This window comes from Nocardiopsis akebiae (genome assembly GCF_018316795.1).
Lineage (GTDB): Bacteria > Actinomycetota > Actinomycetes > Streptosporangiales > Streptosporangiaceae > Nocardiopsis > Nocardiopsis dassonvillei.
Map to the genome: position 1 here is coordinate 5,691,663 of NZ_CP074132.1, position 15,556 is coordinate 5,707,218.

12 protein-coding genes are annotated in these 15,556 nt (G+C 74.2%); 6 read left to right on the forward strand and 6 right to left on the reverse strand.

Annotated elements, in window-relative coordinates; genetic code table 11:
• Nucleotides 1-7 precede the first annotated feature (7 nt).
• Nucleotides 8-1,615, forward strand: coding sequence for an FAD-binding oxidoreductase (locus KGD83_RS24320; protein ID WP_212641331.1), 1,608 nt, complete (start codon nt 8-10; stop codon nt 1,613-1,615).
• Nucleotides 1,616-1,665: 50 nt separating this feature from the next.
• On the opposite strand, the gene KGD83_RS24325 is transcribed toward KGD83_RS24320, so the two are convergent.
• Nucleotides 1,666-2,520, reverse strand: a complete 855-nt coding sequence (locus KGD83_RS24325; protein WP_212641332.1) for a hypothetical protein — start codon at nt 2,518-2,520, stop codon at nt 1,666-1,668.
• Nucleotides 2,521-2,750: 230 nt separating this feature from the next.
• Here KGD83_RS24325 and KGD83_RS24330 point away from each other — a divergent pair, with 230 nt between their 5' ends.
• A complete protein-coding gene (locus KGD83_RS24330) occupies nt 2,751-5,303 on the forward strand; it encodes an ATP-binding protein (RefSeq protein WP_212641333.1) in 2,553 nt (850 codons plus the stop codon).
• Nucleotides 5,284-5,979, forward strand: coding sequence for a response regulator (locus KGD83_RS24335; RefSeq protein WP_212641334.1), 696 nt, complete (start codon nt 5,284-5,286; stop codon nt 5,977-5,979). Before KGD83_RS24330 ends, KGD83_RS24335 begins: the two co-directional genes overlap by 20 nt.
• A gap of 51 nt (nt 5,980-6,030) precedes the next feature.
• Here KGD83_RS24335 and KGD83_RS24340 read toward each other — a convergent pair whose 3' ends face one another.
• Both KGD83_RS24340 and KGD83_RS24345 read right to left on the reverse strand, forming a co-directional pair.
• Nucleotides 6,031-6,960: an aminoglycoside phosphotransferase family protein gene (locus tag KGD83_RS24340; protein ID WP_212641335.1), complete on the reverse strand. Its 930-nt coding sequence runs from the start codon at nt 6,958-6,960 to the stop codon at nt 6,031-6,033.
• A 367-nt stretch (nt 6,961-7,327) separates the two neighbouring features.
• A complete protein-coding gene (locus KGD83_RS24345; protein ID WP_212641336.1) occupies nt 7,328-8,005 on the reverse strand; it encodes a sirohydrochlorin chelatase in 678 nt (225 codons plus the stop codon).
• An 887-nt stretch (nt 8,006-8,892) separates the two neighbouring features.
• On the opposite strand from KGD83_RS24345, the gene KGD83_RS24350 reads away from it, so the two are divergent.
• The 3 genes from KGD83_RS24350 (at nt 8,893) to KGD83_RS24360 (ending at nt 11,544) form a co-directional block, all read left to right on the forward strand.
• The gene (locus tag KGD83_RS24350) at nt 8,893-9,708 is read left to right on the forward strand and encodes an aminoglycoside adenylyltransferase domain-containing protein (protein WP_212641337.1); all 816 of its coding nucleotides are present in this window, start codon (nt 8,893-8,895) and stop codon (nt 9,706-9,708) included.
• Between the two features lie 69 nt (nt 9,709-9,777).
• Complete coding sequence (gene def, locus KGD83_RS24355) at nt 9,778-10,332, forward strand: peptide deformylase (protein ID WP_212641338.1); 555 nt, start codon at nt 9,778-9,780, stop codon at nt 10,330-10,332.
• 243 nt (nt 10,333-10,575) lie between these two features.
• Nucleotides 10,576-11,544, forward strand: a complete 969-nt coding sequence (locus KGD83_RS24360) for a coiled-coil domain-containing protein (protein ID WP_212641339.1) — start codon at nt 10,576-10,578, stop codon at nt 11,542-11,544.
• Between the two features lie 56 nt (nt 11,545-11,600).
• Here the strand turns inward: KGD83_RS24360 and KGD83_RS24365 are convergent, their stop codons facing one another.
• The 3 genes from KGD83_RS24365 to KGD83_RS24375 are packed head-to-tail and all read right to left on the reverse strand — an operon-like array spanning nt 11,601 to nt 15,396.
• Nucleotides 11,601-12,956: an MFS transporter gene (locus KGD83_RS24365; protein ID WP_212641340.1), complete on the reverse strand. Its 1,356-nt coding sequence runs from the start codon at nt 12,954-12,956 to the stop codon at nt 11,601-11,603.
• A 56-nt stretch (nt 12,957-13,012) separates the two neighbouring features.
• Nucleotides 13,013-13,816 carry an alpha/beta hydrolase gene (locus tag KGD83_RS24370; protein ID WP_212641341.1) on the reverse strand — a complete coding sequence of 268 codons (804 nt, stop codon included), beginning with the start codon at nt 13,814-13,816 and terminating at the stop codon, nt 13,013-13,015.
• Nucleotides 13,817-13,833: 17 nt separating this feature from the next.
• Complete coding sequence (locus tag KGD83_RS24375) at nt 13,834-15,396, reverse strand: CPBP family intramembrane glutamic endopeptidase (RefSeq protein ID WP_212641342.1); 1,563 nt, start codon at nt 15,394-15,396, stop codon at nt 13,834-13,836.
• Between the last annotated feature and the right edge of the window lie 160 nt (nt 15,397-15,556).

The window sequence follows — 15,556 nt, forward strand, 5'->3', positions numbered from 1 at the left end:
GTAGAGCATGACTGACGACACCTCCCCCGGGGCTCCCGAGATGAGCTGGTTCGCGTGGGGCGACCCCGCCCGGGCGCGCGCGCTGGACCCCGGCCTGCGCGAGCTGCTCTCCCAGGTGCTGCGGGCCCCTCTGGCGGACCTGTCCCCCGTCCCCGAGGAGCGGGTGGAGCTGCACCCCTCGCGGCTGGACGAGCGGCTGCGCGGACTGCTCGCCGCTGTGGTCGGACCCGACCACCTGGACGACGGGGACGCCGCCCGGCTGCGCCGCAGCGGCGGCAAGAGCACCCCCGACCTGCTGCTGCGCCGCGCGGGCAGGGCCGACCCCGCGCCGGACGCCGTCCTGTACCCCGCCGACCACGACCGGGTCCGGCGCGTCCTGGAGGTGTGCTCGGCCGAGCGCGTGGCCGTGGTGCCCTTCGGCGGCGGCACCAGCGTCGTGGGCGGGGTCGCGCCCCTGAGCGGCGGCCTGCGCGCCGTGGTCAGCCTGGACCTGCGCCGCCTGGACCGGCTGGTGTCGGTGGACACCGAGTCCATGACCGCCGTCCTGGGCGCGGGAGTACGCACCCCGCGCGCCGAGGCGCTGCTGGCCGAGCACGGGTGCACGCTCGGGCACCTGCCGCAGAGCTACGAGTACGCGAGCGTCGGCGGCTACGCGGCCACCCGTTCCAGCGGGCAGGCCTCCTCGGGGTACGGCCGCTTCGAGGACATGGTGGTCTCGCTGCGCGCGGCAACGCCGCGCGGCACCCTCGACACGGGCGGCCCGCCCGCCTCGGCGGCCGGGCCGGACCTGGGCCGCCTGCTGCTGGGCTCGGAGGGGACGCTGGGCGTGATCACCGAGGTGGGGCTGCGGGTCCGCCGCCGCCCCGAGCGCGTGCTGGACGAGGCGTGGGCCTTCCCCGACTTCGCGACGGGCGTGGCCGCGCTGCGGGCCCTGGCCCAGTCCGGGATCCGGCCGACCATGGCGCGGGTCCTGGACGAGGCGGAGACCTTCGTGGGAGCGGCCGTGGGAGGGCGCGAGGCCGCGCCCGGCTGCCAGGCGGTCCTGGGGTTCGAGGGCACCGGCGCCGAGGTGGAGGTCAGCGCGGCCTCGGCGCGCGAGGCCATGGCCGGGGCGGGCGGTGCCCCGCTGGGCCCCGGGCCGGTGGCGCACTGGCGGGACAACAGGTTCTCCGCGCCCTACCTGCGCGACTCCCTGCTGTCGGCCGGGGTGCTGGCCGAGACGCTGGAGACCGCCGCCCCGTGGAGCGGCCTGCTCCCGCTGTACGCGGCGGTCTCCGACGCGCTCACCCGGGCGCTGGAGGACGGGGAGGGCGGCGCCGTGGTGATGTGCCACGTGTCGCACACCTACCCCACCGGCGCCTCGCTGTACTTCACGGTGGTGACGGCGGCCGGGTCCGCGCCGCTGGAGCGCTGGGGACGGGCCAAGCGGGCCGCCTCGGAGGCGATCGCCGCCAACGGCGGGACGATCACCCACCACCACGCGGTGGGGACCGACCACCTGCCGTGGATGGCCGCGGAGATCGGCCCCTTGGGCGGGGAGGTGCTGCGCGCGGTCAAGGCCGCGCTGGACCCGCAGGGAATCCTGAACCCGGGCAAGCTCATCCCCGCCCCGTAGGGCGCCCCGCGGCCGGGGCCCGGGGGCGGTCGCCCGCCCCCGGGCGGGCGTCAGGCCCGTTCTCCCTCGCGGGAGAGCTGGCGCTCCACCCGTCCGGCGAAGTCGGCGAGGAAGTCCAGCGCCCCGGCCTCGCCGTCGCCGCCGCCGACGGTGTAGGAGACCGAGACCGTCACGTTGACGGTGGCGAAGAACACCGCGCCGTAGGCGTCCGCGTCGCCGTGCTCGTCGCCCTCGACGAGGACCGCGTACCCGGTGTCGCCCGCGGACACGGGACGCCAGTCCAGGACCGCCGCCTCCTCCGCGTGGTGTCCCGCCTCGCGGTCCCGGAGTTCGTCCTCCAGGTCCCCGTGGAGCCTGTCGGCGGTCTCCCCTCCGTCCTCGTAGTCGAAGAGGGAGACGACGACGTGTACGGGGTAGCCGTCGACGTTCCCGACGCTGCAGCTGAGGTAGCCGAGGAGACCCTCCTCGTCCAGGTACCCCAGTTCGTCGTCCTCGACGGCGGTGTACTCGCCCTCGGCTCGGGGACTCTCGGTGCCGGGCACGGACTCCACCAGCTCGGCGGGCAGCAGCCGTCCGCAGCCGGGCAGCTCCGCGTAGGGGCGGCCGTCGGCGATGTTCCACACCACGACGCCGAGGGAGACCGCCAGCAGGACCGCCGCGGCGGCGCCGCCGACGAGCAGGCCCCCGCGGGGACGCCGGGGCGGACCGGGCCGCCCCGGGTGGCCGGGAACCGGCGGCAGCGGCGGCGCGCCCCCGGGTACGCCGTACCCGGGCTGGACGGGCGGGGCGTGGGAGTGGCCGGGCGCGTGGGGCGGCCGACCGCCGGGCGGCTGTCCCGGCTGTCCGGGGAAGGGCTCCCCGCCGGGGGGACCGGGGAACGAACCGTCGTCGGGGGGATAGGTCATCGGCTCCGCGGCGTCGGCCCGTCCGGCGGACGGACGCCGCGCCTCCTCACCAATGCTCGTCGGCCGCGCGCGGCGGCCGGGCACCGCCCCGCCCCCGCGGGGCGCCCGGGCGGGTGCGTCGGGATGTCACCCCCAGTATCGCCAACCGGGGCCGCCGCGTCATGCCCGAGGCCGCAACCGGCCCGCCCCGTGGCCCGAACCGGCCGCGGCGGCCCTCCACTGCCCCGACAATGGATGCCGTGGCACGAGGAAAGCTCCGCATCTACCTGGGATCGGCCCCCGGCGTCGGCACCACGCACAACGCCCTGGCCGAGGCCCGCCGCCGGGCCGAGCGCGGCACCGACGTCGTGGTCGCCGCCGCCCACACCCACCGCCGGGCACGGACCTCCGCGCTCCTGGAGGGTCTGGAGCGGGTTCCACCGCTGCCGTCCGGTTCGGTGGACACCGCGGCCGTGATCGCGCGCGCTCCGCGGACGGCGCTGGTCGACGACCTCGCCCGCGCCAACCCGCCCGGCTCGCCCAACCCCACCCGCTGGCAGGACGTGGAGGAGCTGCTGGAGGCGGGCGTCGACGTGCTGTCCACCGTGGGCATCCACCACCTGGAGTCCCTCAACGACGTGGTCCACCAGATCACCGGCGTGCGCCCCCGGCAGACCGTCCCCGACCACGTGGTGCGCCGCGCCGCGGAGGTCGAACTCGTGGACGTCACCCCCCAGGAGCTGCGCCGCAGGATGGCGCGCGGCGACATCCACCCGGCCGAGAGCGTGGACGCGGCCCTGGCCGACTACTACCGGGAGGGCAACCTGGCGGCGCTGCGCGAGCTGGCGCTGCTGTGGACCGCGGACCGGGTGGAGGAGAGCCTGGCCCGCTACCGGGGCGAGCACGAGATCCGGCGGACCTGGGAGGCACGGGAGCGGGTCGTGGTGGCGCTCACCGGCGGCCCCGAGGGCGAGACCCTGATCCGGCGGGCCGCCCGCGTGGCCGACCGTTCGCGGGGCGGTCACCCCCAGCCCAGCCACCTGCTGGCGGTGCACGTGGTGCCGCCCAACGGCATGGCGCAGGCGCCCACCGACGACCTGCTGCGGCAGCGCAGGCTGCTCGTGGAGCTGGGCGGCACCTACCACCAGGTGGTCGGCAACGACGTTCCGACCGGGCTGCTGGAGTTCGCGCGGGGCGTGCAGGCCACGCAGATCGTGCTGGGGTCCTCGCGCCGCCGCACGTGGCAGTACGTGTTCGGCCCCGGGGTCGGGGCGATCGTGGCGCGCGACTCCGGGGACATCGACGTGCACATCGTCACCCACGAGCGGGTGGGCAGCGGCCGGTGGCCGCTGCCGCCGCCCGGCCGGGGGCTGGGCGAGCACCGCCGGGTGACCGGCTGGTCGCTGGCGCTGCTGGCGCCCACCCTGCTGTCGCTGGTGATGGCGCTGCCCCTGTTCGAGGACGTGGGCGCGGCCTCGGACGCGATGCTCCTGCTGCTGGCCACCGTGGCCACCGCGGCGGTGGGCGGCCTGCGCCCCGCCCTGGTGTCGGCGCTGTGGAGCGCGGTGCTGCTCACCGTGCTGCTGTCCCCGCTGCACGGGCGCCCTCCGGTGTCGCTGGACAACATACTGGCGCTGACCGCGTTCGCCCTGGTGGGGGCACTGGTGGCGATCGTGGTGGAGATGGCGGCGCGCCGGTCGGCTCAGGCCGCGCGCGCCCGGGCCGAGGCCGACGCGGTGACGCTGCTGGCCAGCAGCGTCCTGGCGGGCAAGGAGCCCCTCCAGGCCCTGCTGCGGCGGATCCGGGAGACCTTCGGGCAGCGGTCGGCGACCCTGCTGGAGCGGCTGGACGACGAGCGCTGGCGGGCGGCGCACAGCGTCGGCGCCCCGGCGTGCGAGTCCCCCGAGGAATCCGACGTCCTGGTCTCGATCTCCGACAACCTGGCGCTGGCGCTGCGCGGCCGGGTGCTGCCCGCCGCCGACCGGGGCGTGCTGCGGGCCTTCGCCGCGCACATCGGCATCGCCCTGGAGCACCAGAGGCTGGAGTGGGACGCGGCCGAGGCGCGCGGCCAGGTGGCGGGCAACCGCATCCGCACGGCGCTGCTGGCAGCGGTCTCGCACGACCTGCGCACCCCGCTGACCTCGATCAAGGCGAGCCTGTCGAGCCTGCGCGCCACCGACATCACCCTCACCGAGGAGGACCGCGAGGACCTGCTGGAGACGGTGGAGGAGTCCACCGACCGGCTCAACCGGCTGATCGACAACCTGCTGGACATGAGCCGGGTGCACACCGACAACGTGCGCCCCAAACTCCGCGCGGTGGGTCTGGAGGAGGTCGTGCCCGTCACCCTGCTGGGCCTGCCGCACGAGGCGGTCGTGGTGGACGTGCCCGACCGCCTGCCCCGCGTCCGCGCCGACGCCGGACTGCTGGAGCGGGCGGTGGCCAACGTGGTCTCCAACGCGGTCCGGTACAACCCGGATCCGCGCCTGCCGGTGCTGGTCTCGGCGAGCGCGCACGGCGACAGCGTCCAGCTGCGCGTGGTGGACCGCGGGCCCGGGGTCTCCGACGAGGGCAAACAGCGGATGTTCGAGGCCTTCCAGCGCCTGGGCGACGCCCCCCAGGGCACGGGGGTGGGTCTGGGCCTGGCGGTCGCACGTGGTTTCGTTGAGGCGATGCACGGCAGGCTCGACCCCGAGGACACGCCCGGTGGCGGCCTGACCATGGTGTTCACGCTCCGTGCTGTGGAGAAGAGCGAGACGGACACCGGAGACGGGGAGGGGACCGATGCGGGTCCTGGTCGTTGACGACGACATGCAGATCATCCGGGCCATGCGGATCAACCTGCGGGCGCGCGGGCACGACGTGGACACCGCGGCCGACGGCGCGTCCGCGCTGCGGCTGGCCGCGGACAACCACCCCGACGTGGTCCTGCTCGACCTGGGGCTGCCCGACATGGAGGGCATGGAGGTCATACAGCGGCTGCGCGGATGGTCGCAGGTGCCGATCATCGTGCTGTCGGCGCGGCACTCGGCCGGAGAGAAGGTGCGCTGCCTGGACTCGGGCGCCGACGACTACGTCACCAAGCCGTTCGGGATGGACGAGCTGCTCGCCCGCATGCGCGCGGCGGAGCGGCGGTCGTTGCGCGTGGACGAGGCCCCGGTGGTGCGCACGCCCTCCTTCACCGTCGACCTGGGCGCCAAGCGGGTGCTGCGGGAGGACGAGGAGGTCCGGCTCACCCCGACGGAGTGGCACATCCTGGAGATCCTGGCGCGGCACGCGGGCCAGCTGGTCAGCCAGCGCCAGCTCCTGCACGACGTGTGGGGCCCGGCCTACCAGAGCGAGACCAACTACCTGCGGGTGTACATGGCGCAGTTGCGCCGCAAGCTGGAGCCGGACCCGGCGTGCCCGCGCTACCTGATCACGGAGGCGGGCCGGGGCTACCGCTTCGAGAGGGCCGGCTCGACTCAGCCGGGGGGCTGAACCCGTCGGCGCGTGCCGGGACGGCCGACCGCAGGGGTCGTCCGGCACGCGTCACAGGACGAAGGCCTCCCCCTCCGAGAGCTCGATGAGCATGTCGAACTCGTCGGTGCCGCCGTGGCCGCGGTTGGCCTTGGCCACCGCCAGGCAGGGCGCGAACGCGCGCGCCCACGCCATCATCCGGTCGCCGTCCACTCCCATGGCACCGGAGAGCACGTCCACGCGCTGCACCACCTCGGGCAGGCTGGTGGCCTTCCACAGGGCCCAGTCCACGGCGTCGACCGCGGCGTCGCCCAGGCAGGCGCGCGGGTCGACGGCCACCAGGCCGCGCCGGCCGCCGTCGATGACGTTGCCCGGGTGCAGGTCGCCGTGGACGGGCACGACGTCCACCGTGCCGTTGGCCAGGTCGCGGGCCCGGCAGAAGCCCTGGTGCATGGCGGACGCGGACACCACCTCGGCGGCGGGCCCCTCGGCGCGCTCGCGGTTCCACAGGTCGAAGATGAACTGCACCCGCGAGGTCAGCGGGCGCAGTTCGAGCAGTTCGCGCCGGGGCACCTCGACGGAGTGCAGCTGGGAGATGAGCGCGCCGACGGTCTCCATCGGCGGCACCCTCCCGCCCTCCGCGACGGTGTCGCCGTCGATCCACTCCATGAGGATGGCCCCGCGGGCGTTGTCGACCTCCCACACCCGGGGCACGCGCCCGGACGCCTCCCACATCCGCAGCACCCGTGCCTCGGACGCGGCCAGGCCGCTGTCCGGGGAGAGCTTGAGGACCGCGCGGTCGCCGTCCGGGCGCACGACGCAGACCACGACGGATGTCCGGCCGTGGGGAGCCGGGCCCTCGACGGTCAGCCCCCACTCGGAGGCGAGCCCGGAGACGATCCCCGGGAGTTCGGTCAGCCACTCGCCGACGTGGTTGCCGAAGCGCCGTTCCAGACGCCGACGCTGCCGGTCATCGACGAACTGCGCTGTGACGTCGTTCATACATCCACCTTAGGTTCGCTCGCGTCGATGACGGTTCGGGGCGGGCTCCTCACGGGTCGGCGGAGCCGCGGAGCGCACGGTCCGCGGCGAGCCGGCTCTGTTCGGGTCCCGGACCGGTCGCGGGGGAAGCTCCGCGCCGACGGGTGGAGGAGGGGGCCGCCGGAGGAGTCGCGTCCGGTCGCTGCCGCGCCGAGCGGGAGGCGGCGCGGTACGGATGCCGTGTTTGTGGGTGCGGGGAGTTCCCGCCCGTTGACCCCCTACCCATCCGCGCGCTCCCGGTAACGGCGCTACGGCGCCCCGGACCCCTTCGATCACCCGCGCGGTGGGCGGTGTCACCCTCGGTGTCGGTCCGGCGGGAACCGCGGTCTCAGGCCAGGCGTCCCCTGACCGCCCGGTGCTGGGCGAGGAGCGTGTCCACGACCAGCTCGGAGGGCCACAGGGGCTCGGTGATCGCGGTGACGTCCAGACCGCGCAGCAGGTCGAAGTCGGGGCCGTCCACGAGTCTCCACGCGGCGACGGCGACGTTGTCCTGGCCGTGGCGGCGCAGCCGGTCCACGGCGTCGACCACCGAGGGCGCCCAGGTGCGCAGGTAGCCCACCTGGACCGGGGAGTCGAGGCGGCGGCTGAGCATGCGCGCCACGTCCATGACGACCTGGCGCTCCTCGGTGCCGGTGGTGCCGTCGGCGGCCAGGACCACGCCGTCGGACGAGCCCCAGCCGGAGTCGGCCAGCCGCCCGGCCAGGTCGGCCACGATCGACGGGACCGCTCCCAGGGGCGGGGTCTGGCAGGCGTCGCTCGTGCGGCCTAGGCCGAGCCGGGTGAGCATGTGGGCGCTGGCGACGTCGCCGCCCGCGACGAAGGCTGGGACGACCACCTTGGGCCCCCGGACGGAGTGGACGGTGGCGGCGACGTCGTCGGGGCTGCCGAAGGCCGGGGTCACCGGCACCTCTCCCCTGCTCGCCACCGCTTCGGCCAGGCCCCACAGGGCGTCCCGGCGGTGGGTGTCACGTGAGTCGTCGGCTACGAGGACCATCGTCGGGACCATGCACGTCTCCTTGGGTACATCTGCGGGGTGAACTGCCCTTGCCCGCCGAGCGTAAAGCGGCTCAGTTTCACGGGGGTTGTGCGGTGTTACGCGGAGGAAAAAAGCGAACAATGGCTGCGGTGGTTATGACCACCGGGGGTCTGCGTGAACCATAACAATCGCCGAAAAAACGGGACGTGTCCACTTCCGCGGAGAGTGGTGTAGGACTCACGACTTCGGGAGGACGAAGGGGACTATCCTTGGGACCGAGAGAGGCGACCACTCCCACCTGCCCCGACGAACCGCTCCTCCCCTCCCTCCCCGGAACCGGCCCCCGGCGGGGCATGGCGGACGCCACACCCATTCCCCGGCGGACGAATAACCGTTTTCGCCCCCGACCTCTCTAGAGAAATACCCAGCAAAGTTTTTCTCATGCATTCGCCAGGTGCGGATGCACGTGCGGCGGAATGTGCGGCGGCCTTCCTGCCTGAGGGGACGCGGATTTTCCCCGCCTTCGGGGCGCGCCGCTTTCCGCCGGCGCCCGTTCCCGCCCGGCCGCCCCGGCGCCCCGGCCGTCGCGCCACGGCGCCGCGCCCCGCTCCGGCGGGTCCGGACCTCCTCGCACGCGCGCGAGGGCCCTTTGCACACCACGCCGCTCGTTGTCAAGGGTGCAAGCTCCCCCAAGCCCCCATAGCCGCACACCACCTGACGTGGGGGGACAGGATGCGGGTCCGGCGCGATCACTTGCCATGACCCCCTCGGTCCGCTCACACTTGGTACCGATGGAGCGCGTACTCGCAGGCGGCAGACGCCGCGGGAACGCTCCGGGCCGCCGCCCGACCGGACCCCCCACCTCCGGACGGAGCGCGCCCCCAGATCCGCACCGAACCATCCAGACTGGAGTGAGCATGGCCGTCCACCCTCGGGTGCAGACGCTGGCCCAGACCTTTCTCGCGCACGCCGACCAGGAGGCCCCCGGCCTGGTCGAAGGCCTCTACCTGACCGGTTCGGTCGCCCTCGGCGACTTCCGCCCCCACACCAGCGACGTCGACTTCGTGATCGTCACCGGCCACACGCCCGGCAGGCGCGAGCTGGAGCTGCTGCGACACGTCCACGCGCGCACCCGCGCCGCCGCCACCGGACCCCAGTTCAACGGCATCCACGTCACCTGGGACGACCTCACCCGCGACCCCGCGGCCTGCGGCCCGGTCGCCTCGGTGATCGGCGGCCGGTTCCGCAACCGGGCCAGCGCCGACGTCAACCCCGTCACGTGGCACATCCTCGCCGAGCACGGCGTGACCGTGCGCGGCCCGCACCCGCTCGAACTGGACGTGTGGGACGAGCCCGAGAGCCTGCGCGCCTGGTCGCTGGGCTCCCTGGACGAGCAGTGGCGTCGCTGGCGCGAGAAGGCGGGCCGCCTGGTCACGCCGCGCGGCCTGGCCGTCCTGGGCTCCCTGGCGCCCTCCTGGAGCGTGCTGAGCGTCAGCCGCCTGCACTTCACCCTCAAGACCGGGGAGATCACCTCCAAGACCGGCGCGGGCTCCTACGCCCTGCACGCCTTCCCCGACCGGTGGCAGCGCATCGTCAACGAGTGCCTGCGCGTGCGGCGCAACACCAGCGCACCCTCCCTGTACGAGAGCGCGCTGGCCCGGCGTCGGGCCGCCCTGGACTACATCGAGATGGTGCTGGACGACTCCCTGCGCCCCGGCCTGGCCGCGGCCTGAGCCGCCCTCGGGGTCCGGATTCTCCGCTTCCGTACCGCCGGGAGCACGCTCCCGACTACCCTGGGGCACATGACCATGCGCCCCATCGTCCGTTTCGGCGACCCCGTCCTCGTCACGCCCACCACACCCGTCACCCGCTTCGACAAGCACACCCGGGCGCTGGTGGACGACCTCCTGGAGACGGTAGAGGCCCCCGGGCGGGCGGGCCTGGCCGCCAACCAGATCGGCGTGGGCCTGCGCGTGTTCAGCTACAACGTCGAGGGCCGGATCGGCTACGTGATCAACCCCAGGATCGCCGAGCTGTCGGAGGAGGTCCAGGAGGGCGACGAGGGCTGCCTGTCGGTTCCCCGGCTGTGGTACCCCGCCGCCAGGGCCGAGCGCGCCGTCGTCACCGGGGTGGACCTGCGCAACGAGCCGGTCACCGTGGAGGGCACGGGGCTGATGGCCCGCTGCCTCCAGCACGAGACCGACCACCTCGACGGCATGGTCTACATCGAGCGCCTGGCCCCGCAGACGCGCAAACAGGCCCTGCGCGACATCCGCCGCTCGGACTGGTTCATGCCCTCGGAGCCCCCCGAGCCCGCGGGCGTCCAGCTGCCCAGCGCCTTCGGCGGCGCGAGCTGAACGGCTCCCGGCGCCGCCTCCGGTGGGCCCGGAGCCGGAACGGTCGGCCGGGGGTCGGTCCGGTCCCCGGCTGCGGGTATCTTCGGACACATCCCCGCGCAGTCTCCCAAGTCACGTGAGTAACGCACTAGGCATGTAACGCCAAGATCTCGTATGGTCTGCTGAGCATCTCCCGTCGCCGCGGCTCCCCTCTTCACTCGCCGCAGGCCAACCGGATGCGCTCGGACCATCCTCGGAGCAGACATGACACCCACTCCTCCCTCATCCGCGCGCGGCAGGCGCGCCGCCCTGCCCCTCGCCGCCCTGGCGGCGGCCCTGCTGGTCGCCCTGCCCGGAACGGCGCTGGCGGAGCCGGACAACGACGACGTGGACATCGACGAACTGAACCGGCGGGCCGAGGAGCTGGAGGAGAGCTACGACGGTGAGCTCCTCCAGTTCAACGAGATCAAGGAGCGCGTGGAGAAGGCCGAGGAGGACCTGGAGGAGGTCGAGGGGCGCCTGGAGGCCTCCCGGAGCGGTGTGTCCACCATCGCCTCCACCCAGTACAAGAGCGGCGGCGGCCTCGACCCGGCGTTCCAGGTGATCTTCTCCAGCGACCCCGAGAGCATGTTCGCCGACGCAGCCACGTTGAACTACCTCGGGCAGAGCCAGTCCGAGCAGATCCACGACCTCATCCAGACGCGGGACGAGGCCGCCCTGGTCAACGAGGAGCTCCAGACCGAGCTGGCCGAGGCCGAGGAGCTCGTCGAGACGCTGGAGGAGGAGCGCGAAGAGGTCGAGGCCAGGATCGAGGAGTACGAGGCGGAGCAGATCCCCGAGACCCCGGGCGACGGCAGCATCCCGGCCAGCGCGCAGGGCTGGGGCTGGGACGGGGCCACACCGCGCATGGCGGCCATCCGCGACGAGATCGTGCAGAACTTCGGCGCCCCCTATCCGGTCGGCTGCCTGCGCTCCAGCGCCGACGACCACGGCGTGGGACGGGCCTGCGACTTCATGATGAGCGCGGGCGGCGCGCTGCCCTCGGCCGCCAACCAGTCCCTGGGCTCGCAGATCTCCCAGTACGGGATCGACAACGCCGACCGGCTGGGCATCAAGTACATCATCTGGGAGCAGCAGATCTGGCACTCCGCGTCCCGTCAGTGGAAGTGGATGGAGGACCGGGGCGACAACACCCAGAACCACTACGACCACGTGCACATCTCGTCGTACTAGCCGTCCGGGACGGGGGTCGCCCCCCGCCCCGGACGCGCCCCGCCGGAGCGGGGGGCTCAGCCGCGCGCTCGGCCCCCGCGCCCCGCGCGCCCGCCGAGGGCGAGCGGCACCGAGGCCAGCAGCGCCACGGCCGTGACCGCGAACGCCGGCCCGTACCCGGTCAACTGGATCAGCAGTCCCAGGACCACCGCCCCGGCTCCCGAACCCGCGTCGTAGCCGATGTTCCACACCGCGCCGGCCCGGCCGTACCCGGCCGGACCGGCGCGGTTCAGCATGAGGGTGACGGTCTCGTTCTGGACCGCGCCGAAGCCGAGGCCGAACACGGCCGATCCCAGGAGCACCAGCAGCGCCGTCCCGGCGCCCGGCGCGTCCCCGACCGACCACAGCGCGGCGGTGACCAGGGCCATCCCCGCGACCGCGCCGACCATGCCCGGCAGCAGCAGGAGGGTGCGCCGGTGGCGGTCGTGCAGCATCCCGGCGGTCCATCGACCCGCCACCACCGCCAGCGCGTAGGCGGCCAGGGCGCCGCCCACCAGCCACGCCGCCCGCTCCAGGGGGATGGCCAGGAAGGTGATGATCGCGCTGGCCGACGAGGCGGTCAGCAGCATGAGCACCAGCGGCGCCGCCAGCGCCCGCAGCGGCGGGCGGCCACCGGACGCGTCCGCGGCGGGATCGCCGGCCGGGGCGGGGTCCGGGCCGGGGGCGGCGGTCCGGACCGCGCTCCGCAGCGCCGCCCGGTTGCGGCCGCCGTCGGCGTACCAGATGCCCCAGGCCAGGGCCCCGCCCAGGACCGAGCACAGACCGGTGAGCCAGAAAGCGGTGTCGAAGCCGATGTTGAGGGCCAGCGCCACGCCGCCGGGCAGGATGAGCACCTGCGGCAGGCCGACCGCCAGCCCGTAGTAGCCGGTGGCCCGGCCGACCTGGTGGTGCGGGACCAGGCGGGCGGCGAGCACGGTTCCGGCGACGCTGACCATGCCGAAGCCGACGCCGCGCACCGCCGAGACGGCCACCAGCGGGCCCAGGTCGGCGGTCAGGGCGAACAGCGGGGTGGGTAGTCCCATCACCAGGGCGCCCACCGGGAACGCCCAGCGGTAGCCGCCCCTCTCCAGCAGCCAGGGCATGGCGAGCTGGGTGAGCACGGTGGTGAGCATGAAGACGGCGGTGGTGCTCCCGGCGCCGAACTCCCCCGCGCCGCCCCGGGTGGCCCACAGGGGGACCAGGGGCAGGACGGCGGCGAAGCCGCATAGGCCGACCGCGGTCGCCGCGATGAGCAGGGCGAAGCCCCGTCCGCGCAGACCGGGGAGTGCGGGAGGAGTGGTGCCGGTGGTACCGTCGCCGTCGGCCGCCGCCCCGGTCGGGACCGCCTCCGACGGTGTTCCGTTCCCGGGTGAGGACGAACGAGATCGGATCATCCGTCCTTTCTAGCCGACACGCGCACACCTGTCGACGCGGCGCCGGTCCGCCCTGATCAGCCGCCCTCTCGGGCGCTCCCTCCGCCGACCTTCTCCGTGAGCCAGTCGCGGACGCGCGCGCTCAGCTCCGGGGTCACGGCGCGTTCGGCGTGCCCCATCCCCGGGATGATCCACAGGTCGCGCGGCTCCCGGGCGGCGTCGTGGATGGCGGTGGCGTGGGAGACGGGGAAGTAGGCGTCGGAGTCGCCGTGCACGACCAGCAGGGGCGTCGGGGACACCTTCCCGGCGATCTCCCGGGGTTCGGCGGGTACGGGGTCCCACTCCTCGTCGACGACCCTGACCTTGCGGAAGCCGCGCAGGAACAGGCGCCCCGCTCTGCGTCCGATGCCCAGGTGGAGCAGCCGCATGGCGCGCGTCCCCCTGTAGTACCAGCGGCTGGGACCGCTGACCGAGACCACCGCGTCCATTCCGCCGTAGATGGCGGCGTGCCGGATCGCGACGGCCGCGCCCATCGAGAACCCCACGGTCGAGAGGGAGGTGTAGCCGAGTTCGCGCAGGCGGACGGCGACCGCCTCCAGGTCGTGGATCTCCGCGTTGCCGACGGTGCTGAGCCCGCCGGAGCCGTGGTGGCCGCGGAAGTCGAAGGTCATCACGTCACCGAACGGGAGCAGCGCTTCGGCGACGGCGCGCGTCCTGGGGTTGCGGTGGGTTCCGGTGAACCCGTTGGCGAGGATCACGGCGGTGGCGCGGGACCCGGCGCGGCGCAGGAGCACGGCGTCGATGCCGACCCCGTCGGAGGTGGTCAGCCGGTAGCGGTGTTCACGGGGTTGGGCGCGCGGGTGGTCAATGGCGTCGGACACCCCACTATCGTGCCCGATCAGCTCCAGCGGTCGGGGTCGGACCCCGGTGTGGTGTTTCCGTCACCGTAACGGCGGTCGATCCACTCGTCGGGGTACAGGGGGCGTTGCGCGGGGTCCTCCCCGCGGCGGTCGCCGCCCGGGAGGCCGTCGCGGGAGGGGTCTCCCGGCGTCCGGTGGGAGGGGAGGGGTTCGGGGCGGGAGGCGCCGGGGTACAGCGGGGCGTCGAGGGACGGGTCGTCCGGGCGGTGGCCGCCGTAGCCGACCGGGTCACCGCCGCCGAAGCGGTCGCCGTAGCTGTCGCCGTAGCCGGAGGTGGGTCCCGCGGTGGACAGACCGCTGTACAGGTCCTGCTGGTCCTGCTGAGAGGTGCCACCGTGGCTGTGGGGACCGCTGTTGCTGTAGAGGTCACTGGAGCCGAAGTCCCTGCTCTGGTCCGGGAGGTCCCCGTAAGCAGAGTGCCCGCTGTGGCCGTAGGGTGCTCCACGGGTATAGGGATCGCCCTGGCCCGGGGGGCCACCGTGACCAGTGGTGTCTCCGTAGCCCGACACGGCTCCGTGGGACGGGGTCCCGTGGGCGGGAGTCCCCGCGCCCGGCGGCACGGGCCGCACCGCCGTGTCCGCGCCCCCGCCCTCCTCCGCGACGGTCGACGGCGGTTCCCCGGTGGCGGATGCGTCCTCGTACCCGTGGCCGTGCTCCTCGTACTCGCCGTACTCGTCGTAGGCCTCGGGGTCCCCGTCCTCCTCGTACCACTCCCGCTCCCCCGCCTCGCGGACGTCGGCGGGCGGGAAGACCAGGGAGCGCAGGTTGAGCGCCACGTGGACCAGGACCGGCACCCAGACGCTTCCGGTCCCCAGGTACAGGACGGTGAAGAGGGCGCCGGACGCGCCGGCGCTGATCAGGCCCCACCAGCCCTGGTAGAGGTGCGCGACGGAGAACAGCAGCACCGACAGCACGGCGGCGACCCACAGCGGCGCGCCCATGCTGGCGACCAGGAGGATGAACAGGCCCCGGTAGAGCAGTTCCCCGAACACGCCCCCGGTGACGGCCACCCCGGCGGCCACCGCCCGTTCGGCGTTGGTGCGCGGTGCGAGCAGCCCCCGGTCGCGCTCGGGTTCGGGAAGGCTGAGCGGTGCGGCAGAGCGCCGTCCGCGGGCGCTCCCGCCCTGGTCGCGCCTGCCGCGCGCCGACCTCCCGCGGCCTCGGCCACGGCCGGAGCGCCCGGGCCCCCTCGGAAGGCCGTTGACCAGCAGCCAGAACACCGTGAGGGCGAGCAGGCCGCCGACTGCGCCGCCCGCGATCGGCCCCCACGCGTCGGGCAGGCGCAGACCCAGGTCCGCGGCGACCAGGTCCGGCGAGAGCAGCAGCACCCCGAAGACCACCAGGCCCCACAGCACGTGGACGCCCATGGTGACGGCGTGCAGGAGCGTGAGGGCTCGCGCGTCGCCGTCGCGCCTACGGGACAGCCACGTGAACGCCCTCCTGCCGAGGAGGGGTTCGCCGAGGGCCGCGAAGAGGAGCAGCAGGACCGTCAGAACGGTCCCGGCGAGGCTGAACTGAGGGAGAGACTCCGACCATGGCACGGGGCAATAGTAGGGGTCCGAAACAAGTCATAGTGCACATGCCGTATCTCACCCACGACTGCTCCCGCTCCTGACCACCTCTTGCCGTGCGGCCCGAGAAGGGCGACCGTATAAGTGACACAGGTCACAGCATGGACGGGCCGCCCGTTCCCGCGCGGCC

Bases quoted from the DNA above. Each gene is read 5' to 3' on its own strand.
- KGD83_RS24320 (WP_212641331.1), top strand. From the start codon at position 8: ATGACTGACGACACCTCCCCCGGGGCTCCCGAGATGAGCTGGTTCGCG.
- KGD83_RS24325 (WP_212641332.1), bottom strand. From the start codon at position 2,520: ATGACCTATCCCCCCGACGACGGTTCGTTCCCCGGTCCCCCCGGCGGG.
- KGD83_RS24330 (WP_212641333.1), top strand. From the start codon at position 2,751: ATGGATGCCGTGGCACGAGGAAAGCTCCGCATCTACCTGGGATCGGCC.
- KGD83_RS24335 (WP_212641334.1), top strand. From the start codon at position 5,284: ATGCGGGTCCTGGTCGTTGACGACGACATGCAGATCATCCGGGCCATG.
- KGD83_RS24340 (WP_212641335.1), bottom strand. From the start codon at position 6,960: ATGAACGACGTCACAGCGCAGTTCGTCGATGACCGGCAGCGTCGGCGT.
- KGD83_RS24345 (WP_212641336.1), bottom strand. From the start codon at position 8,005: ATGGTCCCGACGATGGTCCTCGTAGCCGACGACTCACGTGACACCCAC.
- KGD83_RS24350 (WP_212641337.1), top strand. From the start codon at position 8,893: ATGGCCGTCCACCCTCGGGTGCAGACGCTGGCCCAGACCTTTCTCGCG.
- def (WP_212641338.1), top strand. From the start codon at position 9,778: ATGACCATGCGCCCCATCGTCCGTTTCGGCGACCCCGTCCTCGTCACG.
- KGD83_RS24360 (WP_212641339.1), top strand. From the start codon at position 10,576: ATGACACCCACTCCTCCCTCATCCGCGCGCGGCAGGCGCGCCGCCCTG.
- KGD83_RS24365 (WP_212641340.1), bottom strand. From the start codon at position 12,956: ATGATCCGATCTCGTTCGTCCTCACCCGGGAACGGAACACCGTCGGAG.